The sequence below is a fragment of the Methanosarcina sp. MTP4 genome (assembly GCF_000970045.1).
GTDB lineage: Archaea > Halobacteriota > Methanosarcinia > Methanosarcinales > Methanosarcinaceae > MTP4.
Genome location: NZ_CP009505.1, coordinates 3,460,618 through 3,485,678, shown reverse-complemented (window position 1 = coordinate 3,485,678; position 25,061 = coordinate 3,460,618). Strand labels below are relative to the sequence as shown.

The following is a 25,061-nucleotide window of genomic DNA, read 5'->3' as shown; positions in this document are numbered from 1 at the left end:
CTATTGAGGTCATATAATGCTTATATGCGCTTAAAATTTGGGAACTAAGGTTCTTTATTCCCTCCCTTTACCCCTTTTTTCCTTTATTCTCTCTCATTTTTCTTTAATCTTCTATTATTTTTTCCCTCCCGCTCCATTTTTAATATTTAGTGCTTTCTATATATATGAAAGCTTTTATATACGTCGTTTCCGTATAACACTTATATTAATTGGGTAGTGTTTGGTCTCAATTTCCCGGGGCTTAATGCCGGTGCTTATGAATGAATAAAAAAAGGAAAAAGGGGGAAAACGTATAATTTTGCAAATCCATCCTGCCTCAGTTCCGTATATGGGCGCCCTGATTTTTTCGGCTTTTGTCTCACTTCTCCTGGCCTATAAGGCATACCTGACCTTTGACTACCGAAGGGTGCGTTTTGCAAAGTATTTCATTTTTCTCATGCTCTGCATGGCTGAGTGGACGGTATTTTACGCAGGAGAGGTGGGCTTCATCGGTGCGGAGGCCAAGTTCCTCTGTACCCGACTCTCATACCCGGGGAATGCGTTTCTTTCTGTGATGTGGTTTTTATTCGCGGCCGAGTACTGTGACATGGGCCGAAACTTCACCCGCAGGTTTGAAAAGTTCTTTTTTATCGAGCCTGTACTGTCGGTACTTGCAGTTAATACCAACAGCCTTCACTGGCTCTATTACAGCGGTTATTCCGTTGAAACTTTTGGGGAAGTTCCCATACTCATACTTGAACAAGGGCCACTTTTCCGTATACTTTATGTTTATTCCTTTTCTTTAAGCTTGCTCGGAATCTTTTTCTTTGCCATCAAGTTTATCCGTTCGAGTCCGGCTTTAAAGCCCCAGCTGGGTATCCTTACGTCCGGGGCTCTTCTGCCAATTTTTGGCAATGTGCTCTATGTAAAGAACATCGGTCCCTTTGCCTTCATTGACCCGACCGCTTTTTCCTTTGCCATTGCAGGTTTGTTCTTTTTCTGGGGGACCCGGGAGGAGGAGTTCCTCAACCTTGTCCCTATTGCCCGGGAAAATGTAATTGAGACCATGAAAGACGGATATATTGTGCTGGACACGGAAGGGAATATCGCTGATATCAACTCCGCGGTTCTGGACATAGCAGGCAAGAGCAGGAAATTCGCTCTCGGAAAAAGTGTGATGGAAATTTTAGGGGAGCATGTGGACTCTTTTTCAGGGCATGGTTGGGAAGAGGATTTTTCTCAGGAAGTCTCAACAAAAAAAGGCTCGAATGAGATCTTCTTTAACGTAAAAGTTTCTCCTATCCGTTTTGAGGGCCGTGTAGAGGGAAGACTGGTCATAATCCGGGATGTTACGGAGGCATACCTGTATAGGGAAGCTTTGAAGGAGGCTAATAAAAAGATAAACCTCATGAGCAGCATCACTCGCCACGATATCCTTAACCAGGTCAACGTGCTTTCCGGATATACGGAACTGCTTTCCGAAAGACTGCCTGCAAACCTAATAAACGATCCTAAAACCGAAAGATACCTGAACAACCTCAAAAAAAGCATTGAAACGATCCATTCCCAGATACTTTTTACCGGGGACTACCAGAACCTCGGAGTCGAGTCTCCGGTCTGGCAATCTGTCCGCAGCACGGCAAATGAAGCCGCATTTGCTTTTTCAAACGCCGGGGTTAAATTTTCCATACAGGAAGGGGATATGGAAGTATACGCTGATCCCCTTTTCCAGAAAGCATTCTATAACCTTTTTGACAATGCCCTTTCCCACGGGGAATCCGTATCAGAGATTTCTGTTACTTTCCGGGAAGCCGGGGAAAACGCTGTAATCGAAGTCCTGGACAACGGAGTTGGCATCCCCGCGGACATGAAAGAAATCATTTTCGAAAAGTCCGTCGGGAAAAACACAGGGCTTGGGCTCTTCCTCGTAAAAAACATCTTCTCAATCACGGGAATGGAAATCAGGGAAACAGGGTGCGAAGGAGAAGGCGCAAGGTTCGAGATCACCGTCCCGCCTGGAAACTGGAGACCGGCCGGAACTGACCTTAGCCCGGACTTGAGGCCAATAGAAAATGAACTTAGTTTTGAACCTGTTTTCGAACCGGAGTTAAGTCCTGATTTGACCTGAAGCTGAAACAAGCTCGAGGAATGGTTTCCTGGTCCGAGAAATATTTCACTGTCTTAAATTTCCCTGGCCCTTAAATCCGTTTTTCAATTAGAATTTCATAGGAGTGCCTCCGCCAGCTTGCCCGGCGGTCCTCACAAAAAGAAAAGAGATATTGGAAAGAATTATTGAAAAGAATATTTACAGATTGTTTTACAGATCGTATTTGTTTTGATTTTTTACTCTTGCCTTTTTTCTCACTGATTTTATTTTTTTGTATTCTCTATTCTTCTAACTTCTATTTTGCCTTTTTCTCTTCTTTTTATTCTGTCTAGACTTTTTTCTGGAAAAGCCGGCCGCCTTCGGAGCCCGGAACAAAAACGACGTGAGATAACCAGTTCAAGTTGTATAGGGCATAACCGGGAATTCAGAGCAAGCCCTTACTCTTTTTTACTTAAAGATTCAATCGAATAATGCAGGATGACCAATCTTTCAGTTTCGATCATCTTAGAATTCCGGGTTTCAGGATTCCATTTTTCTTTATTTCAGTTTTCAATTTTCAGTTTTTCCCGGACCTGGCTTGAAAACTCCCTCATAGACCGTTCCCATCCTCATCACTTTTCCCATCCCGAATTCCACTTCTTCAAGTCCCGCTTTTTTCGTCAGGGTCCTGATCTCTTCTACGGGAAGTTCGAATCCTTTTTCGTCAATTGGCTCCCTTATAAAAACTGTCCCGCTCTTTTTCAGTTTGGATGCCAGGGTATTCATGATATCCTGTTTTTCATGTTCGGATACATGGTGAAAGGCGAAGTGGATGAGTATGGCATCGAAAGAGGAAGCTGGTATCTCCATTTTTCGCAAGTCCCCTTCCAGGATTTCGATGTTATTGAATTTCTGCAGCCTTTTTCTGGCTTTTGAAATGTAGTATTCGGAGATGTCTATGCAGGTCAGTTTTCCTCCATTTGAAAGTATTTTTGCAAGGTGTCTTGAGCAGACTCCTCCTCCACTTCCGAACTCCAGCACTTTTTCGTTTCCTTTTAATGGAAGTTTCATGAGATACTTTTTGTACATGGGTGCATGGGACATTATCCGATATTCCAGGATTTCTTCCATTATTTTTTCTAAGAGGCCTGGATTTTCAAAATTCATTTTTTTCACCTTCGAAGTAAGCCGGGCAGAAAGCTGGTATCTCCTTGATTTTTAATTTGACTTATTCCTGTGTTCTTTTTTCCGGATAAGGGATAGCTTCTGTTAGGGATAGTTTCTGTTCATAGGTTTAATATTTTTTATATTTTCACACCCGGGTTGTTTTTTTGGACATTTGTTTAATTTTCTTCATAAGTTTTTATACTATATTTTATTTCTACTTTGTCAGTATTTATTAAGGTTCAAAACCAATTATATTTTAACGTTAAAGGTTGTGGTGACGTGAGTACAGGAAATACCCGATCATCTGGAATATTTCTTCTTTTGTTTTTTATTTTTGTTATTGTCACAACTTCAGTAGTTTCTGCAGCATCTGTGTCGCTAGCAGGCAGTCGGCACTGTCTGAGGTGAAAAGATGAGACAAATGAATCCTATGAAAATGCTCCTGTTCGGAGCAGCCCTGCTCTGCTTTATTTCTCCTGCATGTGCAGCCTCCCTGACTGTAAGCATCGCAGATGCCGGAGCCGCACCGGGGAACACGGTAATGATCCCGATCAAACTTCAGGGCGCCGATAATATCGGGAGCATGGATATCGTGCTTGCATATGACAGTTCTGTGCTCCAGGCGACCGGGGTCGAAGCCGGAGATCTGGGGAAAAACGCATTTATCGAGTCCGGAACCAAAACCCCCGGGAAAGTTGTAATAGCCCTTGCCGATGCTTCGGGAATAAACGGAGACGGCTCAGTAGTGCTTGTCTCTTTCCTTATGAAAGGGGAAGCAGGCAGTTCGTCCCCGCTCACCTTTGAGGAGGTTTCCGTGCACAACCTTGACCTTGTTGAGGTCCTTCCAACAGTCAGGGGAGGAAGCCTGGCAGTTTCCGAAACATCCCCTGCTGGCGGTTATGCCGATTCCTGTCTGCTGCTGCTTGCTGTGCTGGGGCTGGCTACTTTCGTGACCCGATGAACAAAGTAAGTAAATAAAGGAAGTACAATTCTTTTTTTCTTTTTTCTTTTATCTTTTTTCTCCTTTTTCCCTTGTTTTTCGATTTTTACCTTTCTTTTATTTTTACTTTGTTCTCTCATTTTACCATATGTTTCTATTTTTATATTCTTTGTTATATTTTATCGATTTCGACATCTTATATTCTGTAAAAACTTTATAATCTGTTCAATCTGTTTTTCCGGGTAATTATGGGCTTTTTTTAATGACATGAAGGTTTGTGAAGCTTTAAATTAATTTTAAAAGCTTTTTCATTCTTTACTATTTATAAACATCTCTGTATATATCCCACTTTATTAAAGTATCTTTATATTTTCACTCTGTCAAGAGTGAATTGATTAAAATTTCCTAAACTCAAGAAGTACTCCCTGTTTCCCTATTAACAAGGAGTTCTCCCTGTTTCCCTATGAGGAGGTATGAAATGAAAAAATTGAATAGTCTGTTCACAATGGCTCTTGTTCTGATAGCCCTGGTCCCTGCGGCTTCAGCACTTGAAGAAGTCGACCTGGTTGCAGGCCAGAACATAGACGCCGGAAACATAACAGTATGGAACGACCTGGAAAACCTTTCAGTTAAGTACGCCGCAGAAGACGGCTGGGTTATTACCGAAACACATCTCGCTGTTGCCAACAGCCTTGATGGGATCCCAACTACCAAAAAGGGCAGTCCTATTCCGGGACAATTTGCTCTCACCGACACCCATGACCCTGCGGTGACAGAGTATACTTACACAATTAGCCTGGATGAGCTCGGTATCGATCCGAATGATGTTGAGGATGACGATACTCTCTTCATCGCCACCCATGCAGTAGTTCAGAAAACCGAAGTTATTACTCCGGCTCCCTATGATGCATCCAGGGTTATTGATTATAACCAGGGACTTCAGAAGAACGGCAATAATGTCTCAGTTGCACGCTCTGTTCCGGAACAGGGACTGGTATATGAAACCGGGCGGGATGAAACAAATTTCTTCAGCCTCGGGTTTGGCGGCAATATCACCGTTGAATTCGCATGCCCGATCAGGAATGGTGAAGGCAATGACCTGAAGATCATCGAAGACACCTGGGGATCTTACCCGGTTGAAAAAGCTGAAGTCTATGCCAGTCCGGATGGAGAGGTGTGGACATATCTTGGTGAAGCCAACAACACTCAGAGAGACCCGGTTAATTACATCCACACCATTGCTGAATTCGACCTGGGGAGCCTGGAAGAAGCAAGATACATCAAAATAGTTGACACTTCCGATCCCTCTGAACATAACTCCAACGCCGACGGGTACGACCTGAACGCTATACAGTCCTTGCAAGATTGCATTGAAGTTACGGAGGAAACTGCCTGGGGCAATGGAACTCCCTTCCTTGAGAAAGGAAACTGGGCAATGTACTTCACATATGACATTGAAACCACTGTTTCCTTCCCGGCTGAAGGCAACGCATATGTTGGGTATGAAGATAGGCAGGGCGGCGATTTCGACTACAACGACTTTGGAATGAACATGCAGGTTGAGGAAAAGTATACCGGAAGCGCACTTTCTTCAATTTACATGGAATTTGAGGCTGTTGCCCACAAAGCCGGGGATAAGCACGACATCCACATCTTCCGTGAACTCTCCGACAGTACCGAGTATACCTACACCATTAGCAGAAGCACCGCTGAAGAGGGTTCAGAAACTCCAGAGGGTGTCTATTCCGGAGCCGGAGACTTTGACGCAGTGCTCTTTGACACTCTCCACTTCACTGCAGATGACAATGTCAGCATTATGATCGAAATCACTTCCAGTGACGACATGTATGACGAAAACCCGGCCGCTCCCAGGTTTGATCTTGATCCGCTCTTTGCGTTTTATGACCCCTGGATGAACGACCGCTCAATCGGTAATGTTGAACGCCACATCCCTGATATGCAGCCAGCAACTACAAAACTTCCTGAAGTCGGGTATAATGTCCCGTACATAGTTGTCGTGCCGTACACCGACTGGCCGGCCCCTGATGAATCAAAAACCATAACAGGTCCGTATCCTGAATTCGATGACTACTATCAGACTGAGGATTCAAGCTACGAAAACTGGTTCGTGCCTGCACCGTAACTGCTAACAGACCGGATAAACTCTTTAAAAGGAAAGGGCTTAATCACCCTTTCCAGCTTTTTCTTTTTTAATGCTTAACCCTGTGATTCCCTCTTTTCCCGTGATCTGTTTTTCTACTTCCTTTAAAGCCCATAAGCTCTCATTTCTTTATCGGGGAGAATTATGGATGGTGCAACCACCGCTTTTATCCTTACAACCCTTGCCGGTCTTTCCACTGGAATCGGGAGTCTGATCGCTTTTTTTATCCCGTGCCCGAAAAAGACCCATCTATCGGTTCTTCTCGGCTTTGCAGCCGGGGCCATGCTTTACCTCTCTTTTGCGGAACTCCTGGCAGACTCGGTGGAAAGTGCGGGATTTTTCCGGGGGAATGCGGCATTTTTCCTGGGGGTGCTCGGGATGGGGTTTCTGGACCGGCTTGTCTGGCACGTCCATCTGGATACCCTGCCTGATGGAAACTTTCAAACGGGAGTTGAGGCTGAAAGCCAGAAACTCCAGAAGGCCGGCTTGCTCACTGCTGCGGGAATTGCAATGCATAATTTCCCGGAAGGCATGGCAGTGCTGGTGACCTCTATGAGTTCGCCTTACCTTGGGCTTTCCGTGGCTGTGGCTATCGCAATACATAATATCCCCGAGGGAATTGCGGTTTCGGTCCCTATCTATTATGCAAGCGGGGACAGGAAAAAAGCGTTTACCTATTCCTTCCTTGCCGGGCTTGCCGAGCCTCTCGGGGCAGCGCTTGGCTATCTGCTTCTCTTTCGCTTTTTGAGCCCTGAAATACTCTCCCTTGTGCTGGGAGCGGTAGGTGGAATAATGGTTTTTATCTGTTTTGACGAGCTGCTGCCCATTGCCATAAAATATGGGGACGAGCACCTGACATTCTCGGGCCTTGTTTCCGGGATGGCTGTGGTAGCCCTGAGCCTCTACCTTCTGGGTTGAAATTTTCTAACCTGCATTGAAGGTCCGGATAATACTCGGATATCTTTTTTACCCCCCGGGCGTGCAGGGCGCTTTCCCGTGCCCAAGTTCAAAAAAATATTTACTTTCAAGTGATTTATTTTTTTATATATTTTTCAGTTTTTTTAAGCTTTTATTTTCAAATATTTTTCTCTGGATAAGCTCTTTAAATAATGTTTTCTGAATATTCTGGAATCCTGTTCCCCGTAAACCTGGTGATTATTTTTTTATTTTTATTATACAGACATTTAGTATATTATATGAATTTATTAAGAATATTTTAGTATTATAATTTCCATATATATTCATATCCATGTGGTATTTACATGGTTTATTCACCCGGTTCATTCGGATGATTTATTCGTTTGACCTGTGTGATTTTTGCTTTCTATACCTGGTTGGAGTCAATCGGTGCTTGCCGAATAAAAGGGGAAGGACTGGAAAGCTGTTATTCCGGAAAATAGCAGCCCCGGTAATACGGTTCGGTCCCGCCAGGAGGGCGGGGTTCAGCATGATAGGGAAGAAAAAAAGGCTCACTGAAAAAAGCAGGGAGGAATGGGACAACGAAGGGCTCTACTGGGCTCAGCGGGGCTTTCCCGAGAAAGCTATAAACTGCTATGACAGGGCGATCGGGCTTGACCCCCGCGACAAATTCCCCTGGCAGCACAAAGCCAACGCTCTCCGGCACCTGAAGCGTTTTAAAGAAGCAATCCAGTGCTACGACCGGGTGCTCAAAATCGATCCCCATTACCTGGCTGCCCTGAACTGGAAGGGCTGGTGCCTCTACTTCCTTGAGAAATACGAGGAAGCTTCTCCTTTTTTTGACAGGGCGCTTGAAATTGATGTTCGGGACGTAAGTGCCCTGGACGGGAAGGGCTGGTGCCTCTACCACCTCGGGCAATATGAATTTGCCGTGTCCTGTTTTTCCAGGGCGGTCAGGGTGGCCCCCTCCATCGAGGACGCTTTTACGGGCTTTGGCTGGGCTCTCTATAACCTCGAGCGGTATAAGGAAGCGCTTTCTGCTTTTGAAAATGCTGTCAGGCTCAACCCCATGTCCGTGACCGCTCTTTCCGGGCAGGCCTGGTCCCTGTACAGGCTCGGGCGTTATGATGAGGCAGTACCCTGTTTTTCCAGGCTGTTTTCCAGGGATGAGAGTTCAGCAGAGGTGCTTTCCGCACAGGGATGGTCCCTTTACCATCTTAAAAGTTATGAAGCGGCTCTTTCCTGTTTTGACGTTGCACTTGAAACCGACCGGAAGGATGCCAGTGCCCTGGACGGGAAAGGCTGGGTTCTTTTCCGGCTTGAATCTTTCTCAGCTTCCCTGCGTTGCTTTGACCGGGCTCTTAAAATCGAGTCCAACCGCTCAACAGCCCTCAACGGGAAAGCCCGGGTCCTGCACCGGCAGAAGCACTACAAAGAAGCCCTTCGTTACGTTGGCCGGGCGCTAAATTCTGATCCCGCCTATGCTTCAGCCTGGGACCACAGGGGCCTCCTCCTGCACAAACTGCAGCGATATGAAGAAGCAGTCCTGGCTTACGAGCATGCCCTCGAACTGAAACCCGTTTACCCTGAGGCCCTGGAGCATATGGGAGATGCTTATTTTGAAAGCGGGAATTATTCCGCAGCCCTCAGGTGCTATGAAAAATTCCTTGAGTACGGTCCGGTCAATGCAAGGGCAGCTGAGCGCAAGAGGCTTGCATTCCGGAAACTTGAAGAAGGTGCCGGGAACGAGCAGTTGGCCCGGCGTGCCGATCCCGTGTCCGAAATAAATGAGGTCCGAAGCCTGCAGGAAATGGCTGCGGTTTCAAATCCTTCCGGGACTTCCGGATCAGGTTTGAATTTTTTCTCCAGGATCCGCAATTACGTTAAGAATGTGGGCAAGTAATGGGTTTCAGGTTCAAGGCTTGCAGGAAAATTCCTGTTCATTAAGGCTTTAAACCGAGTTATTGCCCATATACACTCCTTCAGCTTTAGAATCTTGAATTTTTCCTCAAAATGCAGGGTAATAACCCCAACATAATTTTGAACATTTAAGCTTTCGTTTCTCTTTTCAGGATCGATATGTACGGAAAGACATACTGTGAGAAATAAATTTATATACAAATGTCCTATGTAACTAATAAAACATTTTGTAGTTCTAAATTCCCACATTTATTCCGGCACTAAATGTCGGCCAATGCATATTGAAAATAAGAAGGTTATTTTATAAGTCTGGAAATCCACCCCGTTGCACTTCCTTACATGGGAGCACTTATTTTTTCAGGTTTCCTGTCCCTTGCACTTGCTGTAAAAGCTTACAGGGCCTTCAATTACCGCAGGATGCCTTTTGCCAAATATTTTATCCTGATTATGCTCAGCATGGCTATATGGTCTTTTAATTATGCTTTTGAGGTCGGGTTCGTTGAAATCGAATACAAGTACTTTTTTGCCCGCCTGGAATATTTAGGAATGGCCTTTGCCCCTGTAGCCTGGTTTTTGTTTGCTGCTGAGTATTCCGGGATTTTCAGGACGTTTACGCACAGGCACGAAAAAATATTTTTTTTGATCCCCGTTTTTACAATCCTTTCTATGCTCACGAACAGCTTGCACGGGCTTCATTTCACAAGTTATTCCCTGGATACCTCCGGGGGTTTTCCCCTGCTCGTATTCCAGCACGGACCCTTTTTCTGGTTTTTCTACATTTACTCCTTCTTTTTAATTTCCCTGGGAATTCTTTTCTTTGTCAGGCAGTTTGTCCGCCTGACGGTCCCTTATCGGGCTCAGGCAGCAATAGCTCTTACTGCAGCCTGTATCCCGGTTCTGGGAAATTTGCTCCACATCGCAGATATCGGTCCTTTTGAGTTTTTTGACCCCACCCCCTTTTCCTTTACCATCACCGGAATGATTCTTTTCTGGGGGGCAATGCAGCACGAGTTCCTGAACATTATCCCGATTGCGAGGGAAAACGTTATTGAATCAATGAGTGATGGCTACGTTGTGGTGGATCTCTCCAATTTTATTGTCGATATCAATGAAGCTGCGCTTGTACTGAAGGGCAAAACGAGAAAAGAAGCAATTGGGAAAAGCCTGGATGAATTTTTCGGGGAAGAAATTACCCTCTTTTCCGGAGACGTGCCTGAGGGCAGTTTCAGCAGGGAATTTTCCCTTAAAGGCGGGGCACAGCCAGGGTATTTCACTCTCACCGTAACCCCTCTCGAGCACAAGGATGCTTCGGAAGGCAGACTGGTCATGATCCATGATATTACGGAGATCTACCGGTATCAGGAAGCTTTGAAACAGGCCAACAAGAAGATCAACCTCATGAGCAACATCACCAGGCACGATATCCTGAACCAGGTTAATGTGCTTTCCGGGTACACCGAGCTTATTTCCGAGATGCTGCCTCCGGATGTTAAGGAGGACCCCCGGATCAGCAGGTACCTGAAAAACCTCAATAAGGGCATCGAAACAATTCACTACCAGATCATCTTCACAAGGGACTACCAGGACCTTGGGGTTGTTTCCCCTACCTGGCAGTGCATAGCCGGGGCTACTAGAGAAGCTGCTTTTGCCTTTTCAGGCCAGGGGATTAATTTTTCCATAGAGGACAGCTCTCTGGAAGTGTATGCTGACCCCCTGCTAAGGAAAGCCTTTTACAATCTCTTTGACAATGCAAGGGCTCACGGGGAATCGGTAACAGAGATTTCCTGCAGTTACCGGATGGAAGGGGAAGGCATTGTGATCGAAATCCGGGACAACGGCGTGGGAGTTCCGGAAGATATGAAGGAGCTGATCTTTGAGAAATCAGTGGGGAAAAACACCGGGCTTGGGCTTTTCCTGGTAAGAGGAATTCTCTCTATCACGGGCATGGAAATTAAAGAAACCGGCAAAGAAGGGGAAGGGGCGAAGTTTGAAATCACCATTCCTGCCGGAAACTGGCGGCAAGTCAGTCCTGATCTGAAAACCGCCGCTGGCATCACCACTGGAATCACTGCTGAAAACCTCAATTAATTCAAATACAGAGAGTCCAGGTAATTCAAAAATCAAGCTTTATCAATTCAAAGATATAGGAATGTTAACAGGACCAGAAGTGCTGTTGATGCCACCACAAGTATCAAAAGTTTGTTGTGTTTTTTCTCAGTTGTTTCAGGGTTCTTTCTCACTTCAAGAATTGCTCCTATGCTTACGCCCGCGCCTGCCCCGATCGAAAGGCCTATTGCTACCCCTTCCGGGAGGCTGCTTATGGAAGGCCCGAGGATAAACAGTCCGTAGAGGAGCCCGAGGGCTGTACATGCTGCAAAAGACGTAACCATCCACTGTGGCTTTTCCGGTTTGCCTGGGTCCCGTTCATTCTGGTTTTTCATTTTCCCTTTTCCCTTTTCCCGCTCATTTGATTCTAATTTACTTCTGTGAGTTATTTTTGTAAGTTACTTTTTTGAGAGTGTCTTTATTTATATGTTTTTGCAGCTATTAACATATACTTGAAAACCGTGATCGTCTGAAAAGATCTTTTTGAAGCATCCCGTTTATCTTATTTCTCAGGAGGATATATGAACGAGTTTACCCTGAAAGAGAGATTCGAAAAAGTGCTAAAAGGAGAGTCAGTGGATAAGGTTCCTGTCTGTTCCGTAACCCAGACAGGGATTGTCGAACTCATGGAAATGACCGGAGCTTACTGGCCTGAGGCCAACTACGATGCCGAAAAGATGGCTGCCCTGGCCCTTGCAGGGCACGAGATCGCGGGGTTTGAAAATGTACGCTGTCCCTTCTGCACGACCGTGCTTGCGGAGACCTTTGGCTGCATCGTGGACGAGGGGACTGTGGACATCCAGCCTTTCGTGAGGGATTTCCCCATACAGAAGAAGGCTGATGTGAAGGATTTTGCAATTCCTGCCGATTTTCTCGAAAGCAGGCGGACAGCCGCAGTTCTGGACGCTGTTGAAATCATGACGAAGAAAGCAGGTGAGGACGTGCCTGTGATCGCGGGTCTTGTGGGGCCAGCAGGGCTTGCTTCCATGCTTGCCGGAATGAAGAATTACCTGATGTGGTTTGTGAGCAAACCCGAAGTCGTGGAAGACCTTCTTGCTGTTTTGATGGAAGCCTGCATCGAATATGCAAACGTCCTCCTTGAGCGGGGTGCCGATGCAGTTGTCCTGATCGATTCTGAAGCAGGTCCCGATATTATTGCTCCCAGGATGTTCGAAACTTCGGTATACCCACTGTACAGGAAATTCTGCAACAGGGTAGAAGGATTGAAAATTATCCATATGTGTGGGGATGCTACCGCTGTTCTGGGCACGCTGGCAGAGTCCGGTTTTGAGGGAATTAGCATAGAGGAGAAAGTGGGTGTCAGTTTTGCAAAAGAAATAGTGGGAAGTCGGGCGAGGCTTATCGGAAACGTCTCACCTTCGGATACCCTGCTGACAAGAGGACCGGATATCGTTGCCATGGAAGCCAGGGCCTGTCTCGAAGACGGGATTGACATCCTGGCTCCCGGATGCGGGCTTGCTCCCCACACCCCCCTGGAAAACATAAAAGCTTTTGTAAGAGCCCGGGACGAGTACTACTTGAAGTGAACCGTTAAAAGTAATCCGTTAAAAGTAAACTGTTAAAAGTGATCCTCTAAACTGTATACCTGGTGCCCTTTTAAACAGAGATCAGGTTAACCGTAAACCCTGAACCCTGGAAACTTTGAAGATCTTTTCAAATTGAACTTTCGGGAGTGATTTCCTGGGGCAGAGGTTCCTGGCTTCCTTTTTCCCTTTTTCCGGAATCTTTTAGGCTCACCAGTGAGGCCGATGCCATGATAAGGATGCACCCGATAAGGGTGTTTGGGGATAAGGCTATGCCCAGCACCGCGATGTCAAAAAAGACTCCGCTTACGGGTTCTATAAGGGCAAGCAGGCTTCCTGTCTGGGTTTCAAGGTTAGCAAACCCTATTATGGTAAAGATCTCCCCAAGGCCTATGGAGACTATCCCGAAGGCCATGAGTACGGGCACATTGTCCGAAAGGACAGCGGGGGAAACGTTGAATGCGAAAGGGCTGAGGAGCAAAAAAGCGATTCCCATAGGCCAGAAGACCATTCCCAGTTCCGGGTATTCCGTCTTCAGGATTTTTACATTTATAATCATGGCTGCAAAAACGATTCCTGAAAGCATCCCGGCTGCCATTCCGAGCATGTAGGTGCCTGTAAGTTCGATTCCTGAAAAGCCTCCTTCCGGTTTTACTATCAGGTAGACCCCTGTAATTGCAACAAAAAGGGCAGCTATGCTTTCCTGTCCTATCTTTTCGTTCAGGATAAAAGGAGAAGCCAGCATCACATAGATGGGGGCCGTATACTGGAGCAGGATTGCAATGGATACGCAGGTAATCTTAAGACAGGTAAAGTAGAGCAGCATGCAGGCTACGACCAGAGTCCCCTGCAGGAACAGATAGCCTTTCTTTTTCTTTTTTTTCAGCCGGAGGTCGGAGGTTTTTCCCCTGAGCACTATATAGGCGAATAAGAAGAGCAGGCCAAAGAGCAGCCTGTAAAAGACTGTGGAATATATGGACATGTCATGGATTCGGGCAATGAACAGTCCGTTCATGCTGTAAAAAACACAGCCGATAAGCACTGCCATGTGTGCCTTTTTGCTCTCCAGGAACATTTTAGATGAATATACATATAGCACTTATATATCTGTTGGAAGAGTGTTCATTGTCGGTTAACGTTCAGCAATGATGGCTTATCCCGGTAAAAAGTGGCCGGCCCAGTTCAAACCGGTTGATTCGGGATAAAACAGGAGAAACAGATGGCAGGAAGTCACTTCAAAGCGGTCAGGGACAGGGCCCCCGAAATTATTAAAAGTTCAGGTCTATAATGCACTTCTAAAGCCTTACCTGATTCTGAGTTCCTGCCTGAACTTGAAAAAAAGCTCTCTGAAGAACTGGATGAATATCTTGAGAGCAAGGACCTGGAAGAGCTTGTTGATCTCCTCGAGGTTATTTACAGGATCGCTGAATTGAAAGGCTTCTCAAAGGAAGAACTGGAAGCAATAAGGGTAAAAAAGAAAGAAAAGAGTGGTGGGTTTGAAACGAATTTGTTCCTGCAGAATGATAACTGAAATAGTAAAAATGAATGAAATAAAGGGCCCCCTGTAAAAAATCTGTCATTTTCCGGGACCGGTCCTTTTTTGCTTTTCAGTTCTATTCTGCCTTTAGTTCTATCCTGCCTTTAATTCTTCTTTTTTCTCCCTGCCACAATGAAGTATGCCATTGTTATGGAAGTGGCTGCAATAAAGCTTCCGAGAGGTGATTCTTTTGCCTCGCTTTCGCTTTCAGGAGTTTCCCCTCCTGAGGCTTCCCCTCCTGAGGCTTCTCCTCCCGCAGGCTCTTCTGCCGTGAAGAGGTAGATGTCCATTGACCCGCTGCGCTTGTCCTGCCAGACAATCTTGTTGCCGTCAATTGCCGGGTTGCTCTGGTATGCGGAAGCTGTAGAGACGGTTTTTAATGTTTCCGAGGAAATGTCATAAATGTAAATATTGGTGCCATCCCCTCTTGAATCCGTCCAGACAATTCTTCCTTCTGATATTGCAGGGTCTTTCTGGGCGGATGAATGGGTTGAAACTGCGATTTCTCTCCCTGTGGAAATTTCGTACATGTATATATCGAGGTTCCCGTTACGTCTATCTTCCCAGACTATATAATCCCCGTCAACTGCCGGTTTAGACTGGTCCGCAGTGTCCGTCACCACAGGGCTTTCTTTTCCCGTGGAGATGTCGTACATGTAGATATCATCGTTCCCGTTTCGGGTGTCCGTCCAGACGATTATGTTTTCCCCTACATCAGGTTGGGTCTGGTCATCGGTGTTTGTTGTTACCCGGGTTTCCGTTCCGGACCCAAGGTCATACATGTAGATGTCCAGGTGCTGGTTGCGCCTGTCTGTCCAGACGATTGTGTTTTCCCATATTGCGGGTTCTGTCTGGTCTTTGCTATCTGTGGTGATCTGGGTCTCTTTTCCGGATTCAAGGTCATACAGGTATATATCAAAGTTCTTGCGTCGGTCATCCGCAACAACCAGGTGCGTGCCTGAGACTGCAGGGTCGATCTCATCCCTGGAACCCGAAAATACGGGGACTTCCGTTCTTCCGGACTCAAGGTCATACATGTAGATGTCAAAATTGTCCTCTCTCTCATCCTGCCAGACAATGTAATCTTCCGTGATTACCGGGTAAAACTGGTTCCCGTACTCTGAAATGATCTCAGTTTCCGTTCCTTCCAGAGCTGCTCCGGCAGCGGAAGTTGAGGCCGCGGCCAATACGATTCCCGAAAAAACAAGTGCAATTAGCATAAATGTAACTCTATTCCGACTCAACTCAAACACTCCGTTATTCCCACTGGATAGTTTTTATAGCTGGTATGTCCAATGGGCAAAGTAATACCTTAGTAGTATATTCCGTCTATACTTTTTAGTAATTTCCCAAATATAACTGGAACGATATTCAAATTTTGTCGGAAGTAAAAGCTTTTGGAGTTGCAGAATAATTTTCAGGTCGAAGTTAGAGGTGTACCTTAATAATTAAGTTACAGTTTTGTTAAGTTACAGTTTTTTGATTTCTACCCTATTCTTTGTCAGGTTCCCCAGTTTTTCTAAAAACTCTTCTTCCATCCCCTGTATTATTTCAAAGGTGAATTCTACTACATCCGAATACTCTTCTCGCGAAATCTCCCCATACTTTCCTATGAGATTCCTTACTTTCTGGATTTCCGGATACCCTGTGCATATGCTGAACCGGACTTTTTCGAACACTTCCATAGTCCCTGCTTCCTCGATTGCTGAGGTTGCCGTTTCCCTGTATGCCCTTGAAAGCCCCCCGTAGCCAAGTTTTATCCCTCCGAAATAACGGGTTACAACGACGGCGGCATTCCGGATTTCTTTTAATTCCAGGACTTTGAAGATGGGTTTTCCTGAACTCCCTGCAGGTTCCCCGTCATCATCATATTTGAGGGCAAAGAAGTTCTCATTTTTTACGAGGTAGGCTGAAACGTTGTGGTTTGCGTTGGGGTGAAGTTCTTTAATCTCTTTGACGAAAGCTTTCGCTTCATCCTCACTTTTCACGGGCCTGGCGTAACCTATGAATATGGAGTTTTTGAATTCTTTTTGGACTTTTCCAGGTTCTTTCAGTGTTTTGTAACTGGCCAAGCATGAATCCTCATTTAAGTCTTTTGTGCTGCTGGATCGGAGAGTATCAGGTTCCAATTTGAGGGTGAGCATCTATTAAAAGCAAGATTGATGGGCCTCATAATTATTCTATATTATATAGCTGGTATGCCCATGGACCTCTAATAATTATGGATAAGTATTCGCTCTCGACACGAATCCGATGTATATAAATGAATTATGGAATAAATAAGTGTAATATTATCTAAGTCAAAATTATTAACCATTTTATTATTTCTCCCTCATTATTTAATCGCACCAGGGCTTCTCACTGATAAAAATCGAAAAGTTTTAATGTAATCGACTTCTCATGCCTAAGTGTCCCTTATTTTTTGAGTCGTTTAAATAAAAGGAAGAGAATTTTCAGAGGTTTGATTATGAAGAAAATGTTAAAGATCTTGGCCCTGCTCCTTGTTGTCACGACAGTTGTCTTTGCAGCTGGCTGTTCCGAACAGGCTGAAGAAGGTGGAGAAGAAGTAGTTGAAGAAGCAGCAGAAGATGTTGCCGCTGAAAACGTAACAGAAGATGTTGCCGCTGAAAACGTAACAGAAGATGTTGCCGCTGAAAACGTAACAGAAGATGTTGCCACTGAAAACGTAACAGAAGACGTTGCCACTGAAAACGTAACAGAAGACGTTGCCGCTGAAGATGCAGCAGAAGAAGTGGCAGAATAAACTGCAACTGAAGAAAAGTATACAATCGCTATTCAGGTAGCCTTTTTATGGCTACAATTTTCTTTTTTAGAAAATCGGCGTCATTTTTATTGACTCGTTTTTATTGATTCTATTTTTATTGATTCTATTTTTATTGATTCTATTTTTATTGATTCTATTTTTATTGATTCTATTTTTATTGATCCTCTTTTATCATGTCTGTTTTTATGTATTCTTACTTTTCTTAAATAAGGCATTGTGTCGTATTTATAGTAATCATAGTTTCTCAGGAAGATAAGTACTATGTAAAATAATTGTAATTTGCTGTTTGCATCATTTTAAAACTTGATACAAACTCGATTATCTAATAAAAATGGGTGTGGGTGTGACAATTAATAAAAAAAGTGGGGTTTGCTGGGGGCAATCCTCTCCGTAATTATTGTAAGCTTTGTTGCAATCTCAATGAGAGGTACGGCGATTTCTCAGGTTTTTCTCTCAGACCTTTTGGTGAGATTGGAGAATCAGCTGTATGTTTTCATTTCTTGAGGAAATATACAATCCGGGTGAATAGTCCCGACAAAAGAAGGTAACCATCAGAGGATAACCGTCATTCGGCACCTACTTATTAACCGTCCGAAATAATAAAATAATTATACAATAAAGGTGTATTTCTCTAATTAACTACTTATACATATATATTTTGTAGTTTTATTAAAGATTATTATATTTTAAGAAGAGATTTTCAGAGGTACGATTATGAAAAAAATGCTTAAGATCTTGGCACTTCTCCTCGTCATCACGACAGTTGTCTTTGCAGCTGGCTGTGCCGAACAGGGTGAAGAAGGTGCAGTTGAGGAGATGTCTACTTATTATGTAGGCACGGAAGCTCAGTTCCCTCCCTTCGAAATTGTGGATGATGCAGGTAATGTCATCGGTTTTGACGTTGACCTTATGAATGCGATTGCAGAAGACCAGGGTTTCAAGGTTATCTACCAGGACCAGGACTTTTCAGGCCTTATCCCGGCTCTTCAGACTGGAAACATTGACATTATCGCCTCCGGGATGACCATCAGACCAGACCGTGAGGAACAGGTCGACTTCAGTGAACCTTACATTAACGCAGGGCTGGCTATCGCAGTTGCAGTAGACAATGAAGATATCCAGGGTGTTGATGGCCTCCAGGGCAAGACCGTCGCTGTTCAGACAGGGTCCACCGGGTACTTTAAGTCAGAAGAACTCATGAACAACGGAACCATTGCCAAAATCAAGGACTTCCCCCACGTAAACGAAGCCATCGAAGAGGTTAAGATCGGCGGAGCAGATGCCATGATCAACGACATACCCGTGACCAACGCTTTCATTGCTGCACAGCCGGGTGTAATCAAGGTCGTAGGCGAGCCCCTTAACAGTGAGTCCTACGGTTTTGCAGTCCGCACCGGCAACACCGAACTTCTTGAGAAGATCAACACAGGGCTTCAGAACGTGAAGGACAGCGGCAAGTACGACGAGCTCATTTCTGATCTCCCGATGTACATGGAAGAAGAGGACACTGCAGAAGGGAACGTAACTGAAGAAGTCGTTGCAGAAGAGAACGTTACCGAGTAATTTTTTTAAGCATAACTTTTTGTTATGCTCACTTTTTTTTCTTTTCATTTTATTCTGTTCTCTTTACTTTTCATTTTATTCTGTTCTCTTTGCTTTCCATTTTATTCTGTTCTCTTTGCTTTCCATTTTATTCTGTTCTCTTTGCTTTCCATTTTATTCTGTTCTCTTTGCTTTCCATTTTATTCTGTTCTCTTTGCTTTCCATTTTATTTCGCTCTCTTTACCTTTTCCTTTTTATCCTGTTATTCGCTTCAAATGTCGATTTTCCTCAAATCATTTAATTTATATAATTGAAAAGTCTAAAGCACCTATATATTTCTGTAAAACAGGTATTTGTGAAAGTGGAAAAGTTTAGTGAAAAGTTTTCAATTAATAGGTGTTGCTGTGTTTTTACGGGATTTAGGCTCTGAAAAGGGTGCTTTGCCCGTTCGAGATTCATGGTCCCGGAAATCTTATCCATAACAGCTAATGCCGCAAAAGATGCCTTATTTATGGCAAGGTCCAGTTTGCGTAACGGAATTAAAAATTTATAAAAAGTTGAGGTCGGAGTTTTGTCTCTTTTAGTTTCTTACCTTGAACATGCCGCTGCTGTATTTCCAAGTTTGTTAAGGGGTGCGGTAATTACCGTAGAGGTCACAACCTTTTCAATCTGCTTTGGACTCATTCTCGGCACAATTGCAGCTTTTGGAAAACTTTCTAAAAGATCGTTTTTCAAAGTTCCCAGTATCGTATATATTGATTTTATCCGGGGGACTCCCCTCTTCGTACAGATCCTGCTTTTCTATTACGGAATTCCGGGGTTGATAACTGCTGCTACGGGGCAGATTTTCAGGATCGACCCGATCATTGCCGGGATCGTGGTCTGCAGTATCAACAGTGGAGCCTATAACGCAGAGATCGTACGTGCGGGCATAAAGTCCGTTGACAGGGGGCAAATGGAAGCTGCCCGTTCCCTGGGGATGACGGATAGGCAGGCGATGAAGGATGTCATCATGCCTCAGGCTGTAAAACTGATTATCCCCCCGCTCGGAAACGAGTTCATTGCGCTTTTGAAGGACTCGTCCCTGCTTGCAATCATTAGTGTGCACGAACTTTCAAAGAACGGGATGCTCTATGTCTCAAAGACTTTTGCGGCATTTCCCACATACATTTCGGTTGCCCTTGTATATCTGGCACTGACCATGGGAATTTCCCGTATACTTGCATATATCGAGAGGAGGCTTGGTGTAAGTGATAGAAGTGAATAATCTTCACAAACATTTCGGAAAGCTTGAGGTCCTGAAAGGGATCACGGAAAAGGTTGACGAAAGGGAGGTCGTCTGTGTGATCGGGCCTTCAGGTTCCGGAAAAAGCACTTTCCTTCGCTGCCTGAACCTTCTCGAAACCCCCACTGCAGGAGAAATCAGGATCGAAGGAGAACTGGTCACGGACCCGAAAGTGGATATTAACAAGATCCGCGAGGAAGTCGGGATGGTCTTCCAGCGCTTCAATCTTTTCCCCCACATGACCGCCCTTAAAAATGTGGCTCTCGCTCCTATGAGAGTAAGGGGTCTTTCCGAAAAGGAAGCCTACGACCGCGCCTATGATCTCCTGAAAAAGGTTGGTCTGGAAGACAAAGCCAACGTCTACCCCAGTTCCCTCTCAGGCGGCCAGCAGCAGAGGGTCGCAATAGCAAGAGCCCTTGCCATGCGCCCGAAAGTCATGCTTTTTGACGAACCCACCTCGGCTCTTGACCCCGAAATGGTAGGGGAAGTCCTGAACGTCATGAAAGACCTCGCAAAAGAAGGCATGACCATGGTCGTCGTGACCCACGAAATGGGCTTTGCCCGGGAAGTCGGGGACCGCGTGCTCTTTATGGACGAAGGTGTAATTGTGGAGAAAGGAACACCAGAAGATATCTTCCGCAACGCCCGGAACGAGAGGACAAAGTCGTTTTTGAGTAAGATTCTTTGATCTCTCTTTTTCCTATTTCCTATTTCGCATTCTTTTTTCCACGAGGACGCCCAATGATAAACACCCTTAAAGCCTACATCGACCTCATCCGCGCCCACTTCCTTCCGGCCTGGCCCCTGATCTTCTGCTCGGGCCTGGTCCTTGCTTTTGAGAACTACGGGGGCTTTTCCTGGCCTCTGACCATAAAGGCGGCTCTGATAGGAATTTTCGGTTTTGAAGCCGGTTTTGTTCTCAATGATTATGTGGACCAGAATCGGGATAAGCTGGACGTGGAACATACCCTTACAAAGTACTGGAGGCCTTTCAAGAAGAGACCCCTCCCTTCAGGGCAGATTTCTTCCAAGAGCGCCCTCCGGACGTTTCTCCTGCTCGCAGGGATTAGTTCCGCGCTGATTTTTACGCTTCCTTTCCCGAATTCCCTCTACGTCTTTGCCATCATGCTCTACTCTTACGGGATCGAAGCCTTTTACCAGGTGAAAAAAAGGGACCAGAAATACCCGATAGCCCAGCTCCTGGGAAGGACGGATTTTACCCTTTTCCCGGTTGCAGGCTACCTCTGCTACGGGCAGCCTGACATGACCGTGCTGCTCTACATGCTCTTCTTCTACCCCTGGACTATGGCGCACCTGGCAGTAAACGACCTTGCAGATATCGCAAATGACCGGGCAAGGGGCATGAATTCAATAACCGTGCTTTACGGGGCTAAGGGGACTCTCTACTGGATTGCAGGTTTTACGCTCCTGCACTTCCTTGCAGCGGTCCCGTTCCTGGGGCAGCTCGGGACAACAGCGATCTACGGTTTTATGCTGGGCGCTGGCCTGATCGTAATTGCTAACTATAAGCTCCTGAAAGAAAAGAGTCCGAAGGCGGGCCTGTTTGCCCTCCCCCTCTATCACGCCTCACTGCTTGTCTATGCGGTTTCGATTATCCTTGACTATGCGTTCTAATTTTTTTCTTATTTTCCCTTACTTCGTTTCCCCTACCTCGTTTAATCCTTCCGCCGGCAAAGCCTCAGGGTGTGGCAGCGCAGGCTTCCCCCTCCTGCGAGGATGGCTTCCGGGTGGAAGGAAATGATTTCCACTCCTTCTTCGGCCAGGGCTTCTTTTGTCTTGCCGTCAAGGGCTATGTCGTAGTGGAAGATAGTTCCGCTTTCCAGGGGTACGAAGGAACAGGCAAGACGACTTTGTTCGGAACCCGAGACCGGGATGATTTCCATGCCTCTCTGCTGCATGAATTCCTTGAAATCGATCTTTTCCCTGGAATCCCGGGTGAAGAGGCAGGTCTCTTCAAAGGCGGGCAGGTATGCCAGGGCAAGGTCTTCCCTTATCCTGTTGAAAATGGTATCCGGGTGCATGTAGCGGCGGGCTTTGGGGGTGCGGACATAGATCACTTCTTTAAACTCGTTGAGGATGTTTGAGACGAATTCCCTGACAAAAGGATAGGTGTGTCTCTCGGTTTCCGCAACGAATATGGTATCCCTTGAAAGAAGGAGACAGCCTTCGAAAAAACCGTTGCTGCTTTTGAACTCGTTCAGGATAGGTATGCCAAGGTTGTCCAGGGCTTCTTTTACGACAACTTCTTCGTTTTCCCTGGCCGGAGGGCGCATTTTTGAAATCATGGCCCCTTTTTCGGAGATTACCGCGGTATCATGCAGAAAAGTGAGGTTGGGCATTTTTCCTATCAGAGCTTTGTTTTCTTCCACATAATCGGAGAGTTCGTGGACCTTTACCCCGTTTGACTCGAGCAGTTCCCTGTACTGCCGGTGTTCTTCGATGTACGCAGACATTTCCGGGACTTCATCATAAAGCCAGTATTTATAGTTCGATTCGTTTATCAGGGAGAGTTCCTCTCCCGGAGTATGCAAAAGTACGCTTTTCAGTCTCCCCAGTTCATCGCAGCCATAGGCGATACATGATTCTGTTTTTTTCACGCTGTTAATCTTCTCTATCTGACAACCCATTCTCAACTCCCCATTTTCTGATTTTTCAGGTGTGTTATCAGCTGTGTTTATAAGGTGTGCTTATAAGGTGTGCTTATTAGAATCAGAGTTTCTCATTAGATGTGTTTTTTAGATTTGTTATTCTATGTTTACGAGGTACGCTTCTTTGCCAGGATTATGACATTGGTCCGGTCTTCACTCAGGAACTTCCTGAGGATTTCAAATCCTTCTTTATTCAGGAACGCGCAGATCTGTTCAAAGGTATATTTGTAGGTGAACCCCATCTTGATGACATCCCCTTCTTTGAATTTCACAGTGCCGGGGCCGACCCTTATCTCGGTATCATTGAGGATTTGCAGGGTCTTGCGAGTCCTGTACAGGGATCCTTCTGTCCCTGATTCTATGCGAGAGAGCAGTAGTTCGAAGTCAAAGTCTTCAGGGGCCATTCCGTAGTGGAGCAGCGGGTACACGTTGAAGAGAGCGTTTTCCCTTGAAGAATATGTAGCCAGGACCTTATTTCTCATGGACTTTGCGTCATCGCTTCCGTCAATGGCGGGAAAGATGTGTGCGTCGAACATGAAGAGGTCTCCTGACTCCAGGTTTTCCCCAACCAGTTTCAGGATAAAGTCCGGTTCATAGTTGCAAAATGTATTTCCCATGATGCAAAACAGGACCGGAAGGTGCCAGTGTTTTTTCAGGAGCGGCATATCTTCTATAAAACCTACGATTCCTTTTTTTTCCACAGGCAGGTCCTGCACTTTTTCGAGGGCTATATCGACCATCCGGGAATTTATATCGATGGGATAATAGTGGAGTTGCTTTTTTTTCCCGGATCCGAAGACTTCTTCTTCGGATTTGTTTTTAGCCTCTTCTTCATTTTTTTTTATCATTTCATTGAGGATGATTCTTTCCTTTTCCCCGCTTCCTACTCCGATGCTTACAAAGTTCATCCCTGTGGGAATGAACTTCACTATCGAGATAAGATTTTCCTCAAGCAGGTTTTTGAGCTTACGGGCTATGGGAAATGTCTTTGACTCGTCCAGATTTAACCAGTTTCTGGCTCCTCCGCTGCCCGTGTACAGGAAGTAGTCGGGAAGTTCATACTTTTTGAGGCTTTCATACAGTTTTTCTTCAAGGCCTTCCTCGTCGATCATTACTACCTTTGTTTCGTTCCCGGAATCCTTTCTTAATTGTCCCGTACCCTGCATCCTGTCTCTTCTCCTGTTCCGTCTTTATTTTCCTTTCCAGTCTATTTTCTCTTTAAGCCTATCTTCTCTTTAAGTTTTTCCTTTCAGTCCTTACTGTTCAGCTTCTCTGCAGGTCAGGCTTTTGTAATTCTGACGATACCCGCCAGGCCCTAGGTGTCTCATTCAAGTGAATCTTTAAAGCACTGCTGACATTCCATCCTGAGCGCTTCCAGGGGGTTCATTCCTTTGTTCACCCCCACGCTGTAAGCATAACCCCGGCACCCGATGCACTCGTTCAGGTGTTTGCAGTCCCCACACCTGCCTTCAAGGACTTTGTCAATATTCCGGACGTAGCTGAAGAGTTCGGAATCGAAAATCTCTTTCAGGCTCATTTTGTTAATGTTGCAGGGATATTCCCCGTTAACCTTCAGGGCAGGGTGCTCATCCAGCTTGGTCGGGGCGCAGGGCCTGACGCTTCCGTCTATGGTTATATAGAGGCTGTAGAGGTGTTGCAGGCAGCCGCTTGCGGTGATCGGCGTATAGGGCAGCCAGTCATATCCGTAGTATTTCCGGTCGATGTCAAGCAGCTTCATTTTGTAGGCCTGAATCTCATCGGCGGTGAGCATCTTGTCCGCAAGTTCTTCGTTTGCCCTGCCCGTGGGTGTTAGAATCTCCATGTTCGGGAAAATGTTGTTCCGCCGGCAAAAGTGCCAGATATCCTCTATTTCCTCGAGGTTCAGCCTGTTGCTCACAAAGGAAATCCCAAGCCTGAGTTTTCCCGGTTCGGCAGGTTCGTTAAAACCGGCATCCATTAGGTTTGAAAGCCCCCTGCGGATATCGACTGCCGAACCTTCCCGGCCTGCCAGGTAGTCCTGTACTTCAGGCTTGAGGGAATCGAGTTTTCCCATTACTGAGACGTTGTGTTCGTAAAGGAACTCTGCAAGGTCCTTCGTCATCAAAACAGTATTTGAAAACATCATGGGTATGATCCCGAGGGAGTCGATGTAAGCAATCAATTCCCTGAAATCCGGGTAAAGAGTAGGTTCTCCTCCCCCGATCACGACCACGGACCTTATCCCGAGTTCCTTTGCTTCGGAAATAACCCGTTTCAACACATCAAAATCAGCTATTTTTACCGAATCCCCTCCGCTCTGCGCATAGCAGTAGCGGCAGCGGAGGTTGCATGAAGTGTTTGTTTCAAGGCGTATCGCCAGAAGCCGACCCGAGTCCCTGGCTTCATAGGCTTCCTTTGCCCCGTACATGTACCCTCTCAGAAT

At 45.6% G+C, this 25,061-nt stretch carries 20 protein-coding genes; 12 read left to right on the top strand and 8 right to left on the bottom strand.

All coding sequences use genetic code 11. From position 1 onward, the window contains the following. Nucleotides 1–298: 298 nt before the first annotated feature. The gene (locus tag MSMTP_RS14595; protein ID WP_231582804.1) at nt 299–2,107 is read left to right on the top strand and encodes a histidine kinase N-terminal 7TM domain-containing protein; all 1,809 of its coding nucleotides are present in this window, start codon (nt 299–301) and stop codon (nt 2,105–2,107) included. Nucleotides 2,108–2,635: 528 nt separating this feature from the next. Here MSMTP_RS14595 and MSMTP_RS14590 read toward each other — a convergent pair. Further along, a complete protein-coding gene (locus MSMTP_RS14590) occupies nt 2,636–3,232 on the bottom strand; it encodes a class I SAM-dependent methyltransferase (protein ID WP_048180868.1) in 597 nt (198 codons plus the stop codon). 412 nt (nt 3,233–3,644) lie between these two features. On the opposite strand from MSMTP_RS14590, the gene MSMTP_RS14585 reads away from it, so the two are divergent. The 5 genes from MSMTP_RS14585 (at nt 3,645) to MSMTP_RS14565 (ending at nt 11,259) form a co-directional block, all read left to right on the top strand. Then, the gene (locus tag MSMTP_RS14585) at nt 3,645–4,193 is read left to right on the top strand and encodes a cohesin domain-containing protein (RefSeq protein WP_082090644.1); all 549 of its coding nucleotides are present in this window, start codon (nt 3,645–3,647) and stop codon (nt 4,191–4,193) included. A gap of 457 nt (nt 4,194–4,650) precedes the next feature. Continuing rightward, nucleotides 4,651–6,315, top strand: a complete 1,665-nt coding sequence (locus tag MSMTP_RS14580; RefSeq protein ID WP_156153852.1) for a hypothetical protein — start codon at nt 4,651–4,653, stop codon at nt 6,313–6,315. 162 nt (nt 6,316–6,477) lie between these two features. Then, entirely contained in the window at nt 6,478–7,251 is a 774-nt protein-coding gene (gene zupT / locus MSMTP_RS14575; protein WP_048180861.1) for a zinc transporter ZupT, read from the top strand. A 529-nt stretch (nt 7,252–7,780) separates the two neighbouring features. Continuing rightward, complete coding sequence (locus tag MSMTP_RS14570; RefSeq protein WP_197076097.1) at nt 7,781–9,154, top strand: tetratricopeptide repeat protein; 1,374 nt, start codon at nt 7,781–7,783, stop codon at nt 9,152–9,154. A 356-nt stretch (nt 9,155–9,510) separates the two neighbouring features. Continuing rightward, nucleotides 9,511–11,259, top strand: a complete 1,749-nt coding sequence (locus MSMTP_RS14565) for a histidine kinase N-terminal 7TM domain-containing protein (RefSeq protein WP_048180857.1) — start codon at nt 9,511–9,513, stop codon at nt 11,257–11,259. Nucleotides 11,260–11,306: 47 nt separating this feature from the next. Here MSMTP_RS14565 and MSMTP_RS14560 read toward each other — a convergent pair whose 3' ends face one another. Next, nucleotides 11,307–11,612, bottom strand: coding sequence for a hypothetical protein (locus tag MSMTP_RS14560; RefSeq protein ID WP_048180854.1), 306 nt, complete (start codon nt 11,610–11,612; stop codon nt 11,307–11,309). Between the two features lie 186 nt (nt 11,613–11,798). On the opposite strand from MSMTP_RS14560, the gene mtaA reads away from it, so the two are divergent. Next, nucleotides 11,799–12,824: a methylcobamide:CoM methyltransferase MtaA gene (gene mtaA / locus MSMTP_RS14555; RefSeq protein ID WP_048180852.1), complete on the top strand. Its 1,026-nt coding sequence runs from the start codon at nt 11,799–11,801 to the stop codon at nt 12,822–12,824. 127 nt (nt 12,825–12,951) lie between these two features. Here the strand turns inward: mtaA and MSMTP_RS14550 are convergent, their stop codons facing one another. From MSMTP_RS14550 to MSMTP_RS14535, 3 genes are all read right to left on the bottom strand, one after another. Beyond that, complete coding sequence (locus MSMTP_RS14550; protein ID WP_231582803.1) at nt 12,952–13,869, bottom strand: DMT family transporter; 918 nt, start codon at nt 13,867–13,869, stop codon at nt 12,952–12,954. Between the two features lie 593 nt (nt 13,870–14,462). After that, the gene (locus MSMTP_RS14540) at nt 14,463–15,578 is read right to left on the bottom strand and encodes a hypothetical protein (RefSeq protein ID WP_156153851.1); all 1,116 of its coding nucleotides are present in this window, start codon (nt 15,576–15,578) and stop codon (nt 14,463–14,465) included. A 249-nt stretch (nt 15,579–15,827) separates the two neighbouring features. Next, nucleotides 15,828–16,430: a YigZ family protein gene (locus MSMTP_RS14535; protein ID WP_048183723.1), complete on the bottom strand. Its 603-nt coding sequence runs from the start codon at nt 16,428–16,430 to the stop codon at nt 15,828–15,830. A 395-nt stretch (nt 16,431–16,825) separates the two neighbouring features. Here MSMTP_RS14535 and MSMTP_RS18135 point away from each other — a divergent pair, with 395 nt between their 5' ends. From MSMTP_RS18135 to MSMTP_RS14510, 5 genes are all read left to right on the top strand, one after another. Continuing rightward, the gene (locus MSMTP_RS18135) at nt 16,826–17,122 is read left to right on the top strand and encodes a hypothetical protein (protein WP_052718419.1); all 297 of its coding nucleotides are present in this window, start codon (nt 16,826–16,828) and stop codon (nt 17,120–17,122) included. 735 nt (nt 17,123–17,857) lie between these two features. Then, complete coding sequence (locus MSMTP_RS14525; RefSeq protein ID WP_082090640.1) at nt 17,858–18,706, top strand: basic amino acid ABC transporter substrate-binding protein; 849 nt, start codon at nt 17,858–17,860, stop codon at nt 18,704–18,706. 550 nt (nt 18,707–19,256) lie between these two features. Further along, nucleotides 19,257–19,952, top strand: a complete 696-nt coding sequence (locus MSMTP_RS14520; RefSeq protein ID WP_048180842.1) for an amino acid ABC transporter permease — start codon at nt 19,257–19,259, stop codon at nt 19,950–19,952. Beyond that, nucleotides 19,936–20,658: an amino acid ABC transporter ATP-binding protein gene (locus MSMTP_RS14515; protein ID WP_048180839.1), complete on the top strand. Its 723-nt coding sequence runs from the start codon at nt 19,936–19,938 to the stop codon at nt 20,656–20,658. The genes MSMTP_RS14520 and MSMTP_RS14515 overlap by 17 nt, the downstream gene beginning before the upstream one ends. A gap of 53 nt (nt 20,659–20,711) precedes the next feature. Then, nucleotides 20,712–21,605, top strand: coding sequence for a prenyltransferase (locus tag MSMTP_RS14510; RefSeq protein ID WP_048180835.1), 894 nt, complete (start codon nt 20,712–20,714; stop codon nt 21,603–21,605). A 41-nt stretch (nt 21,606–21,646) separates the two neighbouring features. Here the strand turns inward: MSMTP_RS14510 and MSMTP_RS14505 are convergent, their stop codons facing one another. The 3 genes from MSMTP_RS14505 to MSMTP_RS14495 all read right to left on the bottom strand — a co-directional run bounded on the left by MSMTP_RS14505 (nt 21,647) and on the right by MSMTP_RS14495 (nt 25,046). Beyond that, complete coding sequence (locus MSMTP_RS14505; protein WP_048180833.1) at nt 21,647–22,618, bottom strand: dimethylarginine dimethylaminohydrolase family protein; 972 nt, start codon at nt 22,616–22,618, stop codon at nt 21,647–21,649. Nucleotides 22,619–22,746: 128 nt separating this feature from the next. Continuing rightward, nucleotides 22,747–23,805 (bottom strand): L-histidine N(alpha)-methyltransferase, encoded by a 1,059-nt coding sequence (locus MSMTP_RS14500; RefSeq protein WP_048180830.1) that lies wholly within the window; start codon nt 23,803–23,805, stop codon nt 22,747–22,749. A 158-nt stretch (nt 23,806–23,963) separates the two neighbouring features. Beyond that, nucleotides 23,964–25,046, bottom strand: coding sequence for a radical SAM protein (locus MSMTP_RS14495; protein ID WP_231582802.1), 1,083 nt, complete (start codon nt 25,044–25,046; stop codon nt 23,964–23,966). Nucleotides 25,047–25,061 lie beyond the last annotated feature (15 nt).

Excerpts from the sequence above, each read along its gene's own strand:
- MSMTP_RS14590 (WP_048180868.1), bottom strand. The coding sequence starts at position 3,232 with ATGAATTTTGAAAATCCAGGCCTCTTAGAAAAAATAATGGAAGAAATC.
- MSMTP_RS14585 (WP_082090644.1), top strand. The coding sequence starts at position 3,645 with ATGAGACAAATGAATCCTATGAAAATGCTCCTGTTCGGAGCAGCCCTG.
- MSMTP_RS14580 (WP_156153852.1), top strand. The coding sequence starts at position 4,651 with ATGAAAAAATTGAATAGTCTGTTCACAATGGCTCTTGTTCTGATAGCC.
- zupT (WP_048180861.1), top strand. The coding sequence starts at position 6,478 with ATGGATGGTGCAACCACCGCTTTTATCCTTACAACCCTTGCCGGTCTT.
- MSMTP_RS14570 (WP_197076097.1), top strand. The coding sequence starts at position 7,781 with ATGATAGGGAAGAAAAAAAGGCTCACTGAAAAAAGCAGGGAGGAATGG.
- MSMTP_RS14565 (WP_048180857.1), top strand. The coding sequence starts at position 9,511 with ATGGGAGCACTTATTTTTTCAGGTTTCCTGTCCCTTGCACTTGCTGTA.
- MSMTP_RS14560 (WP_048180854.1), bottom strand. The coding sequence starts at position 11,612 with ATGAAAAACCAGAATGAACGGGACCCAGGCAAACCGGAAAAGCCACAG.
- mtaA (WP_048180852.1), top strand. The coding sequence starts at position 11,799 with ATGAACGAGTTTACCCTGAAAGAGAGATTCGAAAAAGTGCTAAAAGGA.
- MSMTP_RS14550 (WP_231582803.1), bottom strand. The coding sequence starts at position 13,869 with ATGGCAGTGCTTATCGGCTGTGTTTTTTACAGCATGAACGGACTGTTC.
- MSMTP_RS14540 (WP_156153851.1), bottom strand. The coding sequence starts at position 15,578 with ATGCTAATTGCACTTGTTTTTTCGGGAATCGTATTGGCCGCGGCCTCA.
- MSMTP_RS18135 (WP_052718419.1), top strand. The coding sequence starts at position 16,826 with ATGAAGAAAATGTTAAAGATCTTGGCCCTGCTCCTTGTTGTCACGACA.
- MSMTP_RS14525 (WP_082090640.1), top strand. The coding sequence starts at position 17,858 with ATGAAAAAAATGCTTAAGATCTTGGCACTTCTCCTCGTCATCACGACA.
- MSMTP_RS14510 (WP_048180835.1), top strand. The coding sequence starts at position 20,712 with ATGATAAACACCCTTAAAGCCTACATCGACCTCATCCGCGCCCACTTC.
- MSMTP_RS14505 (WP_048180833.1), bottom strand. The coding sequence starts at position 22,618 with ATGGGTTGTCAGATAGAGAAGATTAACAGCGTGAAAAAAACAGAATCA.
- MSMTP_RS14500 (WP_048180830.1), bottom strand. The coding sequence starts at position 23,805 with ATGCAGGGTACGGGACAATTAAGAAAGGATTCCGGGAACGAAACAAAG.
- MSMTP_RS14495 (WP_231582802.1), bottom strand. The coding sequence starts at position 25,046 with ATGTACGGGGCAAAGGAAGCCTATGAAGCCAGGGACTCGGGTCGGCTT.